Genomic DNA, 19,037 nt, shown 5'->3' with positions numbered 1-19,037 from the left:
CAGAGTGCCATGTAGACTAAATAACTGTTTGTGTATTTAATTAATTAATGATCGCACCAATGATTGACATTTTAACTTATCTTGCAGCTTTTTTGCTCTATTGTCTGTCTGGCTGGCTGATCTGGCGCAATTTATATGGGCGTTCCACGTCGCCCGTAAAGCACGACGAAGAAAGCGCGCCTGCGACTTTCGGTTACATCCATTATGTTATGCTTTTGCCGTTGATGCTTCATGCATTGTTGCTTTACAGGACGATATTCGCTGGCACGGGACTGAATCTTGGCGTAAGTAGTGCCGTCTCATTAATAGTCTGGCTGACTGCTTTTATATACTGGTTTTCTGGTTTTTTCAGCCGGTATCAGGGAATGCGCACTTTGCTTGCGCCGATAGCGGCTGCCGCGGCTATTGCTGTTGTCTTGCCGCTTGTTTTCCCTTCGTTGAAGCCATTACAGAATACCGAATTACCTGCATTTAAGGCACACCTGGTTGTGGCAATGTCTGCGTACAGCCTACTGACAATCGCGGCATTGCATGCTGTTCTGATGACAGTCGTTGAATATCAGCTACATCATCCGGCGCAACATCCATTATTAACCAATTTGCCACCATTGCTGGCAATGGAGAAGCTGTTGTTTGCTGTGATCTGGGTCGGGTTTATATTATTGACACTGACGTTGCTAAGCGGTGTTGTTTTTTCAAAAGAAGTTTTTGGTCAGCCCCTGACATTTACACATAAAACACTATTTGGTTTTATTTCCTGGGGTACGTTTGCGGCCTTGCTGATTGGGCGACAGTTTTATGGTTGGCGCGGCAGGATAGCAATACGCTGGACTTTGGTTGGTTTTGTCATGCTCTTATTAGCTTATATTGGCAGTAAATTTGTCTTGGAAATTGTGTTGAATCGATAAGAGGCTGATTCGTATCGAATTCGCCTGATGTCTGTCCGCATGGGTCGTGCATAGATATCTAATATCTTTAAGCCTGATAAATACGGTACCTTACTTTACTCAGTACTGGACTCTGGCAAAAACAAAGAAATAAAAAATTCAAGCTAACTGAAAATGTACCGATTGTTATTTGCAAGAACTACATGTTGAAATCATTAATATCCGCAAATATGCTACTTCAATTGCAAATATCAAGTCGAATTCAATCCGCGTTTTCAGTCTTCTTTTTATCGGGTATTTTTTTATCTAGCTGTGCCATGATGAATGAGCCTGCTAAGACTGAGTTTTCGCATTTTGAGGAGCAGATGCCCGTTAGAGTCCATCAGCAGGAGCTCGAGAGTATGAAAATAAAAATTGAATACTTGGAAAAGCAGTTGGCTGATAAAGATGCACAAATAAAACGCATTTCAACACGCGAACAAGATCAAGCGCAGGTGATAAAAGCAGCTTCGAGTAAAGAAATAGCGCGAACCCAGGTCAGGCTGCACAGACTGGCAACAAAACCAAGTACTGCGTCGCTGATTTCGGAAGCCGAGGTTGCCATGGAATATCTCAAGATGCAGTTGACTGTGCAGTCTGATATTGAACTTCTCAAGGAAGCAGAGCTGTTGCTGGATGCTGCGGCTGTAAAATTTGCAGAAGGTGAATATGCAAATGCAACATATTATGCTTCGCAAGCGCTTGAGTTTATAAATATGCTTTCTGACAAGGAGAGGGAGTTTCCCAACCGGCCAACGGTAAGATTTAATACACCCATAATCATGCATACTACAACCGATGCAAATCTGCGACGTGAACCGGGTAGACATACACTGGTTGTCAGTGTGTTGAATGCGGGTACAGTTTTGACAGCAAATGCCTATCAGGGGAATTGGCTAATGGTGCAAACAGATGCAAATTTGCAAGGCTGGGTGTTCAATTCATTGATTAGTGTAGTCGCTGACGATTCGCATTAGACAAAATCTTTTTGATCTCAAGATCAAGCAGACTAATGGGGTGAAGACCTTTTACGATGTCAAGACAGAAACAGGTTGAACTGCATATGCCTGGTTTCTGCCCGCATGTTTGGCTTTGTATAGCGCATGATCAGCGCGAGAAATAATGGTTGTGGGAGATTTGTCATTCGGCTCGGACTGGATTATACCAATACTTAATGTTACCTTGATGTTGCTATCTGTCGATTTGCACTTTATTTCTGAAGTTCTCGAGCGTATGCGTTCGGCAGTAATGCTGGCTTCTCGAACGTTGGTTTCAGTCAAAATGATGATAAATTCATCACCTCCGTACCGGGCGGCGAAATCGATATTGCGTATGGATTGCGATAAATTTTTGGCAACTGCGGCCAGAATTTCGTCGCCTGCAACATGGCCCAGTCTGTCATTTAGCTCCTTAAAATAATCTACGTCAATCATGAGTACAGAAAAAGGCCGTTTATTGCGCTGATATCTATGCAGTTGTTCCTTGATAATCAGGGCAAGCTTGTTTCGATTATATAATCCGGTTAATCCATCTGTAATGGATAATTTTTCCAGTAACTGGTTTTTTTCATGCATTGCCTTGTTGGCGGCTAATATTTTGGACTGGCTATGACGTAATTTTTCCGTCATCAGGTTAAACATGTGGGCCAGTTTCCCAACCTCGTCTTTTTGGGTTACATCCGTTATTGGAATGTCCAAATTACCTTTTACAATTTGTCCGGTTGCGTCAATGAGCCGGTGTAATGGTGTCACGATCGAGTGACCCAGATAGATTGCAACCACTGCTACTATAAAAATGGATATTCCAACCAGAATAATGAACAGGTTGCGCTGTTCCAGCCAGGCTGCATAAACATCACGGTGATTCTTTTCGGCAATGACTGTAATGGGCAGCGTTTTTGCTGAATAGGCGAGCGCGATTACCTGTTCCTGTAGAAAATTCCTGAAGGTGGCGAATTCACCCGGATGCTTGTACAGATAGTCAAAAACGGAAGGTACTATAACCGTCGGGTGTGTGATATCGGTGTGGCTGGCAAGCAGCAAATGACCATCTGAATCAGCTAAAAGTATTTCTCCGCGTGGTGATTTGATTGTGCTTTTCAATACAGATTTGACATTATTCAAGTCATACGTGATTGCCAGTTGACCCAGAATATAATCATCGTAAGAAACAACGGGTAGAATAATACTTACCGTAATGGTGCCAAAGTAATCATGTAACTGTGGTGGAGAAATGACGGGTTTATGCGTTATTTTTTCCCCTAGCCAGTCGCTTTGGAATGGTTCTTTAGGCACATATCGAGATGAACTGCTGGCAATAACATGCCGGTTTGTATCGAGTACTGTAAGCTCCATAATTGTATCAAGCTTATTTTGTACCGAAACAAGATACTGTTTCAGGATTTCCGGTGAGTTTTTCAGTTGATTGCTCTGCTGATTGACAACATTTGATAACGAATCAATGATGATTTTAGCCGAGGTCAGTGAATTGGCTTCATGAACATTTAGATTAATCCAGGCATCGACCTCCCGACTTGCATGGCTGGCTAAAATCCGCAGTTCCCGCTTGACATTATCGTTGATGAGTTCTTCATTCTGGCGAAATGAAAGGAGCCCCAGCACAAGCGAGGGCACCAGTGTCGATAATAAAGCGAAAAAAAAGATTTTACTTTTGATGCTTTTCAATAGATTTCTCTGTTATATGAAAACTTGTTAAACCTAATAACTTTAAATCTTAAGTTTGAATTTTCAATCCAGGAAAAAGCGTAAAAAAATCGCTCTGTTCTTTCGTTAATTATTTCTGATCACACAGCACCCAGTTCAACTGCTTGTTTGTCAGGATAATGACTCATTTGATATCCTTGCCAAAGCCTGTTTGCAATAAATGTCGCGATCATGTTGGCGTGCTGTTCCAGTCCGGAATTACCCAATTCCTCTGTTGTTTGCTTGAACAATGCGAGCCAGCGTTCAAACAGGTTGGCAGATAATTCAGGCAAAGCGATATGCTTTGGCATTGGTGCACCACGAAAACGACTTGTTCCGCGTAATTGAGCGGACCAGAAATTGGTCATCTGGATAAAATGAGCATCCCAGTCGATAACATGCTCTTCAAATATTGGCCCAAGTAGTGGGTCTTTTCGTGCTTTGGCATAAAATTCGTGAACAAGTCTTGAAATTTCATCCTCAGTATACAAATCAGGGTTGGGTGTAGGAAAAGGTGATTGTCTCATACTTGAAATCCTATATTAGTTAATAAGATAAAAAATAAAACGCCGTATTGTTACAACTGTATTTAGCCTGTAAAAATGATATAAAACAATAAGCTATTTAGGGGTAAGCTTTCTGCGCTTAGGATATAGTGCAAATTTTATGACAGTTAAATTGATTATACTGTTTTCGCATCATTTCCGCATGTTTGCATCATTCATTGTAAATGGCTAGGATGGATATGCAGTATCGAGTGTAAAATATAGGTTTAGTTCAATATCAAGCAGGTCGGGCCGCTCAGCATGATGGACTGATCAGAACCAAGTAAACCCTCGACTGTATAAGCTCCGGGTGTCCTTGGTAATTCACAGGGATTGTATAAAGATCATGATGGGGTCGCGGTTTCCAACAGAATCGGCGGCTGTTCAATACTATGTCCATACAATAACAATCTGACGGAATAGGTGTATTCCCTTCTTCAGGGCGATCATCAAATCGATCAAAACAGAGGAGGCATCATGAAAAATTTATTCGGAAAAGCATTGCTGGATGATCCGGCCTGTACCAAATCAACCGCATTCACGCGCGAAGAACGTAAACGGTATGGCTTGCGTGGATTGCTACCCTATGACGTGGCAAGTATCGGCAAACAAAAAGAGCGTGCGCTTGAGAACATGCGGCGTAAAAACAGCGCTATTGAGAAATATATTTTTTTGAGTGCTTTGCTGGATCGTAACCAGAGACTGTTCTACCGTCTCATGATTGATCATATGGAAGAAATCATGCCGCTGGTCTATACGCCAACAGTCGGTGAAGCCTGTAAGGAGTTCGCACATATATTCAGGCGGCCTCAGGGGCTTTACATCACGCCGGAAGACCGTGGTGAAATAGAATCCGTTCTTGGTAACTGGCCGGAGCAAGATGTGCGGGTCATTGTAGTGACCGATGGAGAACGTGTGCTCGGTTTGGGTGACCTGGGTGCAAACGGAATGGGAATATCAATCGGAAAAACAGCGCTGTATGTTGCCTGTGCGGGTATTTATCCGGCTCGTTGCATGCCCGTGATGCTTGACGTGGGAACAAACAACCAGACTTTACGTGAAGACCCGTTGTATCTGGGCTATCCATATGCCCGACTGCAAGGTGATGCGTATTTATCCATGGTCGACGAATTTGTCAATGCAGTGCAAAAACGATTTCCAAAAGCCTTGATTCAGTTCGAGGATTTTGCAACACCCAATGCATTTAATTTTCTGGACCGATATGGCGACAAGGTTTGTTGCTTTAATGACGACATACAGGGAACGGCAGCGGTCACATTGGCGGGTGTTTATACTTCATGCCGAATTACACAAAAGAAATTTTCCGATTTGACCATTATGTTTCTTGGAACGGGATCCGCTGCAGGCGGGACAGCAGAGTTAATGGTGGCTGCATTTGGTGCAGCAGGTCTGAGCTTGCAACAGGCTCGTGAGAGGTTATGGTTTGTGGACCGGAAAGGGCTGGTAGTATCCACCAATGATACCGTCAAGCCACGTATCAAGCCGTTTGCACACAACCATTTTCCCTGTAATTTCGTCGATGCGATCGCAGATATCAAGCCCGATGTGCTCATTGGTGCTACAGGTGTGCCCAATACATTTACAGAATCAGTTGTGCGACAAATGGCCGCAGTCAATGACAGGCCGGTAATAATTGCGTTGTCAAATCCAACATCACATACGGAATGTACTGCTGAAGAAGCTTACGGGTGGAGCGACGGGCATGTAGTTTTTGCCAGTGGCAGTCCATTCGAACCGGTTCAGTTCCAGGATAAACGTTTCGAGCCGGGGCAGGGTAATAACGCCTACATTTTTCCAGGAATCGGTCTGGGTATTACAGCCTGCTCTGCGCATCGCATTACGCAAACAATGTTTTTGGCTGCAGCGAAAACTTTATCAGAACGCGTGACCGATGATGAAATTGCCAAAGGCGCGGTGTATCCATCGCTCAATCGTGTCCGCGAGGTATCCCGTTCGATAGCGGTAGCAGTTTGTCAGGCGGCGATGCATGACAACCTGGCACGAGGAGAGATACCCGAAAACCTGGATGAATATGTTCTATCCCTCATGTACGATCCCTTGTATTAGTCATACAATTGTCACAAGAATTTTACTGATTAAACAGATTGATGACACCGTCCAGTCCGACATGGTTAAGTGAAAAGGTTGCCTGTTGCTGTACCACGGGTTTGGCGTGGTAAGCAATGCTGACCCCGGCGGCAGCAAGCATGTCCAGATCATTGGCGCCGTCACCGATGGCAATGACCTGGCTACGGGAAATTCCTAATTTGTCGCAGACATTACTTAACGCTTCAGCTTTGCCTTCTCGTCCGAGTATTTTTCCCAGTACTTTGCCGGTGAGCCTGTTTTCCTGAACTTCGAAAGTGTTTGCGGTTGCAAAATCCAGTTGGAGCTTTTCCTTGATACGGTCTGTAAAAAAAGTGAATCCACCTGAAATAACCATCGTTTTCAGGCCGGCTGTTTTCGCTTTCTTAAGCATGATCTCTGCACCCGGGCTCAACCGCATGCGTTCTTCATAAACCTTTTGCAAGGCGTCTATGTGCACGCCGCGAAGAAGCGCGGTACGCTGCGTCAGGCTCTCCTCGAAGCTGATTTCTCCACGCATGGTTTTGAGAGTAATTTCTGCAACCTGCTGTTTGGTGTGATGGATGTCTGCTATTTCATCGATAGACTCAATTGCAAGCAGCGTTGAATCCATATCCATCGCAATCAGTTTGAAATCTGTTAAATTTAAATCGGGTTCGACTACTGCATAGTCAAGTTGGGTCTCTTCGCAATAGTCGCTGATACCGTCCTGTTGCTGAATATTTTTCAATCTGAATGCCTGGCCGGAAACTTTTTCAATTTCATCAGCGCCTGCAAGTTTTGCAAGCGCTCTCAAGTCATAATTTCCAACGTCAAGACCCTGAATAATAAGATGCATAAAGTAATTAGTTGTTGTTTTGATTGATAAGGTTACGTGTTTTGCCATTCAACAATTTGGTTACGCCCTTCACTTTTTGCCGCGTACAGTGCGGAATCAGCAGCTTTTACCAGATCTGCCGGTTGTTTGAACTGGTTGATGTCCTGCATGTAGGATGCAACACCAATTGAAGCCGTTATGCTAATCGTTGAATTATTTTCAGAATGATACGATATGGCTGCAATTGCTTCTTTCAGACGGTGTGTAACTTGTCGTGAAACGGCCAGCGTCGTACCAGGCAATATCAGCGCAAATTCCTCTCCGCCGTAACGGCAAAGTGTATCATCCTGGCGTATCTGTCCCAGGATTGTTCTGGTTACAGTCACCAGTATGCCGTCGCCAGCAATATGGCCGTAAGTATCGTTTATTCTTTTAAAATGATCAAGGTCAATCATGGCGATAGTAAGTGGCAACTGGTGTTGAATGGATAGTTCAAATTCCCGTTTGAGCGATTCGTCAAAGAATCCTCTGTTATATGCCCCCGTCAAACCATCCCGATACGATTTTTCTTCCAGTTCCTTAACTTTAGACAGGGAATGAATAGTCAGCAGTTCTTTGGCTGCGGTGAGAATCCCTGATGCCTCGGAAGGCTGATGAATGGTTACGTCAAACAGATCCTCAACTGCGCGCAAGCCTTCCTTCATGATGTCGATTACGTCAATCAGAATTGACTCATCAATATCCAGCCATGAACGGGCCGCTTGTGACAATTGCCCGAGTTTTTCGGGCGCATGTGGATTTAGAAAATAGTCTGCCAGGTATCTTGATGTTGCGGCACACGCCTGCAATGTGGGCTCGAGTGCTTTGGGTTCGGGCTGACCATGGCTGGACAAACAGACCATTGCGATATAGTCAGGTATATGCCATTGCTTAAGCAGCGTATAGCCCAGTTCGTCATGTCCGGTCCCGAACATTTCACGTTCTCTCATCAATAGTGTGTCGTGGTCATTTGTAGATGAGAAGACGGGTGCATATTCTTCCGGCATAACTGTACAAAAAACAAGGATGCCGATTTCCTGCAGTAATCCAACTAAAAATAAATCATCCAGACAGGTTTTTTTTAATTTCTCTCCTAATGCCCGGCAAGCCAGAGCTGTTGCAATTGAACGGCGCCAGAACAGGTGACTGTCAAGTACTGGCAGATTACCGGATTTTTTTACCAGCGAGTCCGTCAGAGAGAAAGACAGTGAGACAACGATGACCGTGTGTGTGCCCAGTAGGCTGACCGCCTGTCGAATATTGGTAGCGGAACGGCGGGATTTGTAGAGCGGAGAATTGGCTATTTTGAGAATTTTTGCTGAAAGCGCTGCATCATAGACGATATGTTCGCACAAAGTGTTGATATCTGTGTTGGGGTCGTTTGCCAAGTCTATAATTTTTAAAGCAATAGCCGGGAGACTGGGGAGTGTAGTACAGAAGCGTACGCGTTTGGCTAAGTCGGCATTCACAGAGTAATCTCTTTTGGTTCAGGTTCTTGCTTTAAACAGGGCTGCTTGAATATGTTTCACTATATGACAGTAAAAAGTCTGGTAGTTCGAACTTACTGCTTAGATATTGCATTATTCATCCTTACACTGGCAAACGCCATGTTATATTAACCGATAAGCGGAGAATTTGATAGAAAGCAAGCATTATTATTGTTAAAAAACGTTTTAGCATTTAAGTTTTACAACTGTAAAGATATAAAGGAGTAGGGTGTGGAATTTGGAATCAAAGTAGCAACTACAGAGAAACAGCGAGGCGCCTGCGTAGTGGTAGGTATTTTTGAATCAAAAAAAATGACTGATGCTGCAAAAGAGCTGGATCGCTTATCAAATGGTTATATCAAGGAAATTGTTGATCAGGGTGATCTGGAAGGAAAAACCAATACTGCACTGTTGCTGCATAAAATTCCTAACCTGCAATGCAAACGCGTGCTTCTTGTCGGTCTGGGCAAGGAAGACGATTTTAACGGCAATGCTTTTATAGCCGCTGTTCAGACAACATTCCGCACGCTGCAGAATACCGGGACTACAGACTGCGCGCTTTTTTTATCGGATTTGCCAGTTCAGAAGCGGGACTCTGCCTGGAAGGTAATGCAGATTGCAAAGCTTGCAGTTGAAAGCAATTACCGTTTTGATCAGCTCAAAAGCAAACCGGAGACTACTAAAAGAGCATTGCGTAAAATCACCATTTGTATTGGTGACCGTGCTGATCTTGCGACTGGTGAAGAAGCGCTCAACCAGGGAGCTGCAATAGCGCACGGAATGAGCCTGACCAAAGACCTGGGAAATCTGGCTCCCAATATCTGTACGCCCACCTATCTTGCAGAACAGGCAAAAGAACTGGCCAAGACATATAAACTCAAAGTGACCATTCTCGACAAGAAAGATATGGAAAAGCAGGGTATGGGTGCCCTGTTGGCGGTGGCACGCGGCAGCCACCAGCCGGCAAAGTTGATCGTGCTGGAATATCAGGGGAAGGGCAAGAAAGAAAAACCGGTCGTGCTTGTAGGTAAAGGCGTGACTTTCGATACCGGCGGCATTTCATTGAAACCGGCTCCTGAAATGGATGAAATGAAATACGACATGAGTGGTGCGGCCAGTGTACTGGGCACACTTAAGGCTGTTGCCGAAATCAATTTGCCGGTTAATGTCGTCGGGATCATACCGGCAACAGAAAACATGCCGGGTGGTGGTGCAACCAAACCGGGAGATGTGGTGACCAGCATGTCCGGGCAGACGATTGAGGTGTTAAATACCGATGCGGAGGGGCGCCTGATTCTGTGTGACGCATTAACGTACGCGGAACGCTACAATCCGAAGGCTGTGATTGATATCGCGACACTGACAGGTGCTTGTGTCATCGCACTGGGTCATGTGGCGACAGGTCTGTTAAGTAATAATGAAGCATTGGCGCAGGCGCTGACCAAGGCTGGTGAACAGGCAGCCGATCAGGTCTGGCAGTTGCCCTTATGGGAAGATTATCAGGATTTATTAAAAAGTAATTTTGCGGACATGGCTAATATTGGTGGCAGGGCAGCCGGGACAATAACCGCTGCATGCTTTTTATCCAGATTCACCCAAAAATACCACTGGGCGCATCTGGATATTGCGGGTACGGCCTGGAAATCCGGTAAGGAAAAAGGTTCTACCGGTAGACCGGTGCCATTGCTGACCACTTATTTGATTGCGCAGGCGGGACCCACAAGCTAGCGGATTTGTATGAGACAGAATCAGGTGCGGCATGACTGACATCTATTTTTATTCTGGTGCTGAGGATAAATTGCTGGTGGCCTGCAGATTATGCGCCAAGGCATTAAGCCAGAATGCGCGAATCGTCGTTTTTACCTCGAATCAAAGCATGCTGGAAAAGCTCGACAAGATGCTCTGGACATTTCAGCCAACGAGCTTTTTGCCCCATTGTTTCATACATGACGAAGCGGCGCTGGTCAGATCAACCCCCGTTGTTTTGAGTAATCGAGTGACCCAGGAAAACGGCAGCAGCATATTGTTGAATCTGCACGATCAATGTCCGCCTGATTTTGCGAAATTCGAACGCATAATTGAAATTGCGAGTTTGTCGCCCGAAGACAGGTCTTCAGCGCGTAAACGTTACCGATTTTACCAGCAGGCTGGATATGCATTGCATCATCATCAGCTTCAGCCCAGCTAGTACTCTATCAATATGATATTGCCGGGTTCAGTGATCTTGTCAGTGTTCATGGCAAGGCGTGTTTTGCAGGAAATAGTCGTTCTATTACCAAAAGACACAACGCAGCCCTGGACGCTGACAAGCTCATCCACAGGGCGTTACCGTGGTGTCCTGCAGCCGCGTTACAGTACTCGAAAAGGGAACAGCCCTTTCCCGCGTACTGTGCCTTGCTCCATAACACCACGGCAACGCTGTACCTGACAATATCAAATTGATAGAGTACTAGGTTATTTACAGCATATATACACTATGAACGATACAGTCGAAACAGAAGTGGATGCGGATAACGATAGAATCCTGAAGAAATTTGATTTTCTGATTGACAAATATCACCACAGTGCTAGAACGGAGGTTGTTCCCGAGAACATCGAAGACATCGACAAAGTTCCTGTTCTTACCGAATGTGTGGTTTTAAGATCCAAACACATGCAGCCCCAGTTTGATGAATTGTCTCCTTTGCGCCTGTTACTGGACGCAGCGCTAATCGACGCCGGGATTGAGCTTAATCAGGCTGACAGGCAGGCCCTGGTGCACGCTCTGGAGAATCGTATTATTGTTCAGGAGAAGGCGTTGCTGGAGCAGCAAGACTGAGGGCAGCGTTCAAACTGATCTGCGTTGATGTGTGCAGCTGATTGCAAATTGTCAAGACTTGGCGTCGTATTTGATTATCCAATACGCCAATATGCAAATACGCAATTCAACGACTCTTACATTATAATAAAAATTTTTTATTTCCTTTTAAAAATATACTAACCATCTTCAAATTTAAAAATTTCATGGAGCTTGAGAAAAGTTTTGATCCCAAACTGATAGAGAATCAGTGGTATTCAATATGGGAATCCGCCGGGTATTTCAAACCAGATCATGCAGACAATACAGCTGCCTATTGTATTATGCTGCCACCGCCGAATGTAACCGGCACGTTGCATATGGGTCATGCTTTTCAGCATACCTTGATGGATGCGCTGACACGGTATCACCGTATGAAAGGCGACAATACCCTCTGGCAACCGGGTACCGATCATGCCGGAATCGCAACACAAATTGTCGTTGAACGGCAGCTTGATCAAAAAAATATCGACCGGCGCGATCTCGGACGCGAGGCTTTTTTAGCGCGTGTATGGCAATGGAAAGAAGAATCAGGTTCAACGATTACCCGCCAGATGCGGCGTTTGGGTACATCGTGTGACTGGACGCGCGAACGGTTTACCATGGATGCCGAGCTGTCTCGCGCCGTGACTGAAGTGTTTGTCCGTCTTTATCGTGAAGGGCTGATATATCGTGGCAAGCGGCTGGTGAACTGGGACCCTGTTTTACAGACTGCGGTGTCCGATCTAGAGGTGATTTCGACAGAAGAAAACGGTTTTCTATGGCATATCCGATATCCCCTCGAACAGCCAGACGGCAGCCTTTCCGCCGATGAAGCGGTGGTTGTCGCGACCACTCGACCGGAAACCATGCTTGGTGATGTCGCGGTTGCTGTGCATCCGGAAGACGCACGCTATCAGCATCTGATCGGAAGGCATGTGCGCCTGCCATTGTGTGAGCGCAGTATTCCGGTCATTGCCGACAGCTATGTTGATCCGGAATTCGGCACAGGCTGCGTCAAAATTACGCCGGCACATGATTTTAATGACTATCAGATGGGACAGCGGCATCAACTGGTGCCGATCAGCATATTCACACTGGACGGCAAAATCAGTGAGCTGGCGCCGACCCAATATCAGGGCATGGATCGTTTCGATGCAAGAAAAAAGATTGTATCCGATCTTGAAAGTCATGGTTATCTGATTGAAACAAAACCGCACAAGTTGATGGCGCCTCGCGGTGACCGTACCAACACAATCATCGAACCCATGCTGACAGATCAGTGGTATGTGTCCATGGAAGGAATGGCCAGGCGTGGTCTGGAGGTCGTCGCGAATGGCGAAGTCAGGTTTACGCCCGACAACTGGACGCATGTTTATAACCAGTGGCTGGAGAATATTCAGGACTGGTGTATTTCACGTCAACTCTGGTGGGGGCATCGCATACCTGCCTGGTATGACGAGGACGGTAATATTACAGTTGCCCATAACCTTGAAGAGGCGCAACAGCTTTCGGGTAAAACCGAGCTCAGGCAGGATGATGATGTGCTGGATACCTGGTTTTCTTCAGCATTGTGGCCTTTCTCAACATTGGGCTGGCCGGAGGATACCCGGGAATTAAATACGTTCTTGCCAACTTCGGTGCTCATTACCGGTTTTGATATTATATTTTTCTGGGTTGCGCGAATGGTAATGATGTCACTGCATTTCACCGGTAAGGTACCATTCAGGGAGGTATATATCACCGGATTGATCCGTGATGCCGAAGGCCAGAAAATGAGCAAGTCCAAAGGCAATGTATTGGATCCACTGGACCTGATCGACGGCATTTCTCTGGACGATCTCATTGCCAAGCGAACAACAGGACTGATGAATCCGAAAACCGCACCGGCAATCGAGAAAAACACCCGCAAGCATTTTCCCAAGGGAATTCCGGCCTTCGGCACAGATGCCCTGCGGTTTACATTTGCCAGCCTGGCTTCGCATGGACGGGATATTAAATTCGATCTGCAGCGTTGCGAGGGCTATCGTAATTTCTGTAATAAGCTGTGGAATGCCACTCGCTATGTATTGATGAATTGCGAGGGCAGGGATACCGGTCTGGATACGCAGCAGGCATGTACATATTCGAATGCGGACCGATGGATTATCAGTCGTTTGCAACAGTCCGAAAGCGCAATTGAGAAATATTTCGCCAGTTATCGTTTCGACCTGGCTGCAAGAGAAATCTATGAACTGGTATGGGATGAATATTGCGACTGGTACGTTGAACTGGCAAAAGTACGCCTGAACAGTCCCGATGAATCCGAACAACGGGCAACACGCCGAACGCTTGTTCGCGTACTCGAGGCAATGCTGCGTCTGGCGCACCCGATCATTCCGTTTATTACCGAGGAACTTTGGCAGAAAGTAGCACCGCTTGCTGGAAAAAAAGGTACCAGTATCATGTGCCAACCGTATCCGGTAGCCGATCTGAAAAAAATTGATCAGACATCGATTGAGAAAATACAATTGCTCAAGGAAATGGTCAACGCCTGTCGTACACTGCGTGGTGAAATGAATATATCCCCGGCGCAGAAAGTGCCGCTGCAGGCCGTGGGCGATCTAGCGGTGTTGACTGACAACAGGGCCTATCTGATGACTTTGGCCAGATTGTCCGAGGTTGAGATTCTGGATCAACTGCCTGATGCAGACGCACCGGTTTCCATCGTAGGTGATTTCAGACTGATGCTGAAAGTCGAGATCAATGCCGGTGCCGAACGTGAGCGTCTGAATAAGGAAATAACGCGAATCGCGGCAGAAATATCCAAAGCAGAAACAAAACTGGCAAATCCGAATTTTGTTGATCGCGCTCCGGAAGCTGTGGTGGCGCAGGAAAAAGACCGCCTGGCTGGATTTAATGCACGGCTGGACAGTTTGAACGAACAGCTGCAAAAATTGCGTTAATCAGCATTGAGATATCCGTATCGCCATTATGATCAGCAGTTGTCGCTGCCCCATTGGCGATGCGGATAATTTATTGGTATTGCAGCTAAATCGTATATTCGATTCCAGTATTCGATAACCCGACCAGATCGATGTTTGCTGCGTTTAAATCGGTTTCCGCAGCCAGTACGCCCAGCTCACCGGTTGTCATCCCGTTATTGAGCGCATCAATAAAAGGCTGCGCCTGTTCCGTTGTCGGCGGTGATCCAACAACGTTGGTCCAGAGCCGTGTAACAATTGCCTGCGAGGTGTCAAGACCGGCTGCCTGGATCGCCAGTTCTGCCAGTTCCTCATAGGTCATGCCGTCATCGGCGAATTCCAGGCCGATACCGACAATGCCGGAATTGCGAACCTGCGCTGCGCCGAAAACCGCGCCGATCAATTTAGCTACCTGGCCAGCACTGCTGTCCAGATCAAACGCAATACCCATATCGGAGAATTGTAAACGCTCGATACTGGTGAGTGTGTCCTGGCCATCATCGTTGACCGTATCAGTAATTTCAATGCCACTGTCACTGCGAGTGAACGTATAGTTAGCACTTGTATACGAGAAGACCGCCGTGTCTGAGCCACCCTGTCCGTCAATAACGTCATTGCCCTGTTTTCCTTCAAAGACATTAACCCCGTCATCGCCGTCAAAGCGATCGTCGCCGGTCGAGCCGACCAGCGTGGCGGCACCTGCAATAAACTGCTCAATACTGTTGAATGTACCGCTAACCGATTGAGTCTCGGTAATGAAATCAATTGCCAGATCTGTGTCAGTATCGGTCTCTGTTTCAGGTGAGTTAAGAACGGCATTCAGCGCAAGGTCCTCGGTAGAATTCGAAAATGCCACATCCGCTTCCAGGACATCCCGCGGCGTGAATTCAATTCCGTTTGAAATGCGTGGTGCAGTCCCGGAATCGCTTTTCCAGACCGGTTTGTCAAATTCCAGCTCGGCTTCGTAAGTGCCCGAAGACGTATCGATCCGTATGGTTCCTTTCAGTGTGCCGAAATCGAGCGTATCGATACCATCGCCACCATCAATCGTCATATCACCCAGACCTATGACAAAGCGGTCGTCGCCCGCGCCGCCGTTGGCTGTATCATTACCGTCCAGTACCAGTACGTCATTGCCGCCACGTCCTTCGAGCAGATCATCGCCTGCACCGCCTGCCAGCATATTATCGAAATTATCGCCGCGGAGAGTGTCATTGCCGTCGCCGCCAATGATGTTCTCAATATTGATCAATGTATTATTCTCCTGGCCGCCGGAGAATAATCTGAATACCGCGTTGCCAGAATCCAGATCGGCTTCCAGATGGCCGAAGCTGCTGCTTTCGACTTCGCCCTGCTGCGGACCCGGGGCCGCAAATGCCCATGATGCTGTATCGACCCCGCTGCCGCCGTCTATGACATCGCTGCCGGCACCACCATGCAACAGATCATCGTCATCGCCACCAAACAGATTATCGTTTCCTGGGCCACCATACAGCGAATCCTGCCCGCCGCGACCGCGCAGGGTATCGTTGCCCCCGCCGCCGATGAATCGCTCTCCGATGTTGCCGCCCTGCAGTAAATCGGGATAATCATTGGCGCCGATAAGCTCTTCGACATTATTAACGGTGCCGGAGAATCGTTCTCTGTCGTCAAATGTTCGAATTGTTCCAGACTGCAGATCAACATCGAGCCCGGCAAAAATACTGCGCTGGTTAGCGGACAGGACATCCCGACCCGCGCCGCCGTCGATACTGACATCGCCACTCCGCAGAATGAAAATATCATCGCCTTCATCACCCGAGGCCTGCACGATTTGACTTAGGCCGGCGTCGATTTCGATTGTGTCGTCGCCGTCTCCGCCAGAAGCAAGTCCGGCTTCCTTGATCACAATTTCATCATCACCGGATTCGCCATAGAGCTCAAACGATGGGTTGTTGCTTCCCCCGTTGTTACCCAGTACGTAATCATCGCCGTCGCCCGCATGAATGGTGATTTGGCCCCGGTCGCTGATATCAAAGTAATCGTCCAGATCGCCACCGTAGTAAACGTCAAAATTCTCTACGTTGCCTGACGCGATTACTGAAGGACCGCTTTCATTTTGCAGACTGCCGCCCGGCGTGGCCAGTTCATTGCCCTCGAGTGCATTGAATACGCGCAGTGAGGAGCCGATAGAGCCGTCTATGCGAACGAGCCAGCGAACATCCGGAATTTCTGTCAGGTACAGCGTATCGAAACCGCCGCCACCGTCATATCTGGCACCGCCTGTGCCCGCATAGACGGTATCGTCGCCTTCACCACCGCCGACGTAGCGACCTGCCTGCTCGCCGTATAACGTATCATTGCCCTGTCCACCGTCAATTTCTGTGTAGTTCCCGGTGCCACCGTATAATGTGTCATTGAAGTCGGAGCCTGAAAATTGCTCGATATTGACCGCGGTGTCTGTAACAATAACGGTGTTGCCGTCAGCGGATAATCGTTCGATTTTTCCTGTTTCAGCGAATATGCGTACCGGACCAGAGGCTTCCTGAGATCGGGCTTTTAAGCGGATGCCATCATTAATATATTCCCGCTGCAGAACATCGCGAATGTCGGAGGCGTACGTCAAGGCATCAAAATCGCCTTCGCCGCCGTCGTAGAAATTGGAACTCCCTGGCGTAGCCAGGTCCCCCGCAACCAGGGTATCGTTCCCTTCACCACCGAACAACGCGTCACTTCCAGGACCACCGATCAGGATATCCTGACCGCCGCCGCCATCGAGATAATCGTTTCCGGCGCGGCCGTCGAGCACGTCCCGATCGCTCGAAGCGACCAGACGGTTGGCTGCTGAATCTCCAAATTGAAAAGACTGGCGATGGTCTTCAACTACGATATTTTCTATGGAAGAAAGAGTAGAAGTATTATTACTGCCTGCAAAAATTGTACCGCGCTCGATGTCGGCGTCGATAGTAGGGTTGCCGGATTCATTGTTAATCGGGAATCGCCAGGTATCGCTTCCAGAACCGCCGGAGAACGTATCCTCACCGCCAGTGAATACAAGCAGATCATCGCCGGCGCCGCCATTCAGAAAATCCCCGCTGGCAGGACTGCCGGCCAGCATGTCATTGCCGCCGAATGCATTAATGGTGATGGCCGTAGAACCACCAAACAGAATATCCCGGTTTTCAGTGCCATCCAGCACGTTTTGTCCGGTTATAGCCCTGAATACGCTGTTCAACAGGATGTCAGGCGTCAGGGCGATATCGGCAAATACATACAATTCGATGTTTTGAGTTTCATCTGTGCCGTCGATAAGATTCGGGTTGACAGGATACAGATGATTGAAGGTTATCGATTCGCCATCTTCGGACTGGGAATAGTTGTATTCAAGGAAGCTGCCACGAAAAACAGCGATATCGGTGCCGGTACCGCCATCCAGAAAATCGTTGCCGGCAGCGCCGACCAGAATATCGGTACCCGCTTCCCCAACGAGCGTGTCGTCACCTTCGCCGCCGTACAGCAGATTATGGTCACCGGTGCCTGTCAGCGGGTCGTTCAAAGGTGTGCCGATGCCGATCGGGCCGGTCTGTGCGTCGCCTACGGGTTCAGCGACTTTCTGGTTCAGTTCGTCCAGCCAGTTCGATACACCGAGATAGTCGTCCAGTTGACCCAGCGGATCGATTTCCAGGAATGCAGTGTCAAAATCTTCCAGAATATTGTCGAAAATACCGGGATCAGGCAGCAGTTTATTGATTTTTTCAGAAACAGAGTTGATGACACGGTTGATCCCGAGCGTTTCCAGAATGTAATCAATAATCGGCTCGACCGTTACCTTGAAGATAAATCCGACTGCATCGAGGATGCCCTCGACCGGTTTGAGCACTTTTGAAACCGCATTGAGCGGGCCGCGTAAAAAACTCAGTGAAGATGAGATGCCGTCAAATGCAATCCGTACACTGAGCACCGGCAGGAACGTCGCGCTGGGCACAGCATTATCCAGAATCTGCGTTTTTTCCTTGACTTCGGCAAACAGCGTATTAATGGCTGCTACGGCATCATTCGGAGGTGCTACCAGGGTATCGGCACCTGCTGCGGCAGGTGCAGCGGGGTCGCCGTCCGGATCGAATTCATCAATTTTGTCCAGTGCATTAATCAGCTGGTCAACAGCAGTGATATTTTTGAGCAGCAGACTTTGTGTACCGGCAAGTTTCAGGTCATAGTTTTCCAGTTTTTCCTGCGCCGCGTCGAGTTTATCTTCCAGCTTGCTGTCGTCAATTTTTTTAGCCAGTTGTTTGGCCTTGTCCCGCACTTTATTAGTGACGTTTTGTACGCTGTCGAGTACTTTGCCAGCTACTTTGGCCAGAAACTTCAAGGGACCGGCCTTGTCCATCAGTTTCAGATTGAGTTTCAGTTTGGATATGGTGTCGCTGAATTCATCAGCCTTACTCTCGACGGCATCCACGGCATCTATGGCCATTTCAACCCTGTCGATTTTTTCGTCAATATTATCAATTAAGCCGCGTATGTCACGGACATTCGTGTTGGCCTGTGTTAAGTTGCTGCTGTATGAGCGCAGCTCGGGACCTGCAGACATGTTTTTTTCTCCGTATGTTAATACGGCGCACCCATTAGACTGAACCGGTTGTGGTGGTGTTGAATGG

At 47.4% G+C, this 19,037-nt stretch carries 12 protein-coding genes; 7 read left to right on the top strand and 5 right to left on the bottom strand.

Going from position 1 to position 19,037, the window contains the following annotated elements; translation table 11 throughout:
- The first annotated feature begins 59 nt into the window (after nucleotides 1–59).
- Both BMY62_RS01765 and BMY62_RS01760 read left to right on the top strand, forming a co-directional pair.
- Nucleotides 60–908 (top strand): cytochrome C assembly family protein, encoded by an 849-nt coding sequence (locus BMY62_RS01765; RefSeq protein WP_090655685.1) that lies wholly within the window; start codon nucleotides 60–62, stop codon nucleotides 906–908.
- A gap of 380 nt (nucleotides 909–1,288) precedes the next feature.
- Nucleotides 1,289–1,903 carry an SH3 domain-containing protein gene (locus tag BMY62_RS01760; RefSeq protein WP_090655683.1) on the top strand — a complete coding sequence of 205 codons (615 nt, stop codon included), beginning with the start codon at nucleotides 1,289–1,291 and terminating at the stop codon, nucleotides 1,901–1,903.
- 51 nt (nucleotides 1,904–1,954) lie between these two features.
- On the opposite strand, the gene BMY62_RS01755 is transcribed toward BMY62_RS01760, so the two are convergent.
- Together BMY62_RS01755 and BMY62_RS01750 are read right to left on the bottom strand one after the other, a co-directional pair.
- Nucleotides 1,955–3,610, bottom strand: coding sequence for a sensor domain-containing diguanylate cyclase (locus tag BMY62_RS01755; RefSeq protein WP_256207387.1), 1,656 nt, complete (start codon nucleotides 3,608–3,610; stop codon nucleotides 1,955–1,957).
- Between the two features lie 119 nt (nucleotides 3,611–3,729).
- Nucleotides 3,730–4,155 carry a group III truncated hemoglobin gene (locus BMY62_RS01750; RefSeq protein ID WP_090655680.1) on the bottom strand — a complete coding sequence of 142 codons (426 nt, stop codon included), beginning with the start codon at nucleotides 4,153–4,155 and terminating at the stop codon, nucleotides 3,730–3,732.
- A 441-nt stretch (nucleotides 4,156–4,596) separates the two neighbouring features.
- On the opposite strand from BMY62_RS01750, the gene BMY62_RS01745 reads away from it, so the two are divergent.
- Entirely contained in the window at nucleotides 4,597–6,261 is a 1,665-nt protein-coding gene (locus BMY62_RS01745; protein WP_256207386.1) for an NAD-dependent malic enzyme, read from the top strand.
- Nucleotides 6,262–6,283: 22 nt separating this feature from the next.
- Here the strand turns inward: BMY62_RS01745 and serB are convergent, their stop codons facing one another.
- Both serB and BMY62_RS01735 read right to left on the bottom strand, forming a co-directional pair.
- Nucleotides 6,284–7,117, bottom strand: a complete 834-nt coding sequence (serB, locus tag BMY62_RS01740) for a phosphoserine phosphatase SerB (RefSeq protein ID WP_090655675.1) — start codon at nucleotides 7,115–7,117, stop codon at nucleotides 6,284–6,286.
- A 32-nt stretch (nucleotides 7,118–7,149) separates the two neighbouring features.
- Entirely contained in the window at nucleotides 7,150–8,604 is a 1,455-nt protein-coding gene (locus tag BMY62_RS01735; RefSeq protein ID WP_090655672.1) for a sensor domain-containing diguanylate cyclase, read from the bottom strand.
- Nucleotides 8,605–8,853: 249 nt separating this feature from the next.
- Here BMY62_RS01735 and BMY62_RS01730 point away from each other — a divergent pair, with 249 nt between their 5' ends.
- The 4 genes from BMY62_RS01730 to BMY62_RS01715 all read left to right on the top strand — a co-directional run bounded on the left by BMY62_RS01730 (nucleotide 8,854) and on the right by BMY62_RS01715 (nucleotide 14,382).
- Nucleotides 8,854–10,350: a leucyl aminopeptidase gene (locus tag BMY62_RS01730; RefSeq protein WP_090655669.1), complete on the top strand. Its 1,497-nt coding sequence runs from the start codon at nucleotides 8,854–8,856 to the stop codon at nucleotides 10,348–10,350.
- Nucleotides 10,351–10,381: 31 nt separating this feature from the next.
- The gene (locus tag BMY62_RS01725; protein WP_090655666.1) at nucleotides 10,382–10,810 is read left to right on the top strand and encodes a DNA polymerase III subunit chi; all 429 of its coding nucleotides are present in this window, start codon (nucleotides 10,382–10,384) and stop codon (nucleotides 10,808–10,810) included.
- A gap of 288 nt (nucleotides 10,811–11,098) precedes the next feature.
- A complete protein-coding gene (locus BMY62_RS01720) occupies nucleotides 11,099–11,440 on the top strand; it encodes a hypothetical protein (protein ID WP_090655663.1) in 342 nt (113 codons plus the stop codon).
- A 185-nt stretch (nucleotides 11,441–11,625) separates the two neighbouring features.
- On the top strand, nucleotides 11,626–14,382 hold the full coding sequence (locus BMY62_RS01715) for a valine--tRNA ligase (RefSeq protein ID WP_090655659.1): 2,757 nt from the start codon (nucleotides 11,626–11,628) through the stop codon (nucleotides 14,380–14,382).
- 85 nt (nucleotides 14,383–14,467) lie between these two features.
- On the opposite strand, the gene BMY62_RS16640 is transcribed toward BMY62_RS01715, so the two are convergent.
- The gene (locus BMY62_RS16640; protein WP_090655656.1) at nucleotides 14,468–18,970 is read right to left on the bottom strand and encodes a calcium-binding protein; all 4,503 of its coding nucleotides are present in this window, start codon (nucleotides 18,968–18,970) and stop codon (nucleotides 14,468–14,470) included.
- Between the last annotated feature and the right edge of the window lie 67 nt (nucleotides 18,971–19,037).

The sequence above is a fragment of the Nitrosomonas marina genome, assembly GCF_900111605.1.
GTDB classification, from domain to species: domain Bacteria; phylum Pseudomonadota; class Gammaproteobacteria; order Burkholderiales; family Nitrosomonadaceae; genus Nitrosomonas; species Nitrosomonas marina_A.
Note: the sequence above shows the minus strand (reverse complement) of the source record. Positions and strands in the feature narration are given on the sequence as shown.

Coding starts and splice junctions, on each gene's coding strand:
- BMY62_RS01765 (WP_090655685.1), top strand. CDS start 60: ATGATTGACATTTTAACTTATCTTGCAGCTTTTTTGCTCTATTGTCTG.
- BMY62_RS01760 (WP_090655683.1), top strand. CDS start 1,289: ATGAAAATAAAAATTGAATACTTGGAAAAGCAGTTGGCTGATAAAGAT.
- BMY62_RS01750 (WP_090655680.1), bottom strand. CDS start 4,155: ATGAGACAATCACCTTTTCCTACACCCAACCCTGATTTGTATACTGAG.
- serB (WP_090655675.1), bottom strand. CDS start 7,117: ATGCATCTTATTATTCAGGGTCTTGACGTTGGAAATTATGACTTGAGA.
- BMY62_RS01725 (WP_090655666.1), top strand. CDS start 10,382: ATGACTGACATCTATTTTTATTCTGGTGCTGAGGATAAATTGCTGGTG.
- BMY62_RS01720 (WP_090655663.1), top strand. CDS start 11,099: ATGAACGATACAGTCGAAACAGAAGTGGATGCGGATAACGATAGAATC.
- BMY62_RS01715 (WP_090655659.1), top strand. CDS start 11,626: ATGGAGCTTGAGAAAAGTTTTGATCCCAAACTGATAGAGAATCAGTGG.
- BMY62_RS16640 (WP_090655656.1), bottom strand. CDS start 18,970: ATGTCTGCAGGTCCCGAGCTGCGCTCATACAGCAGCAACTTAACACAG.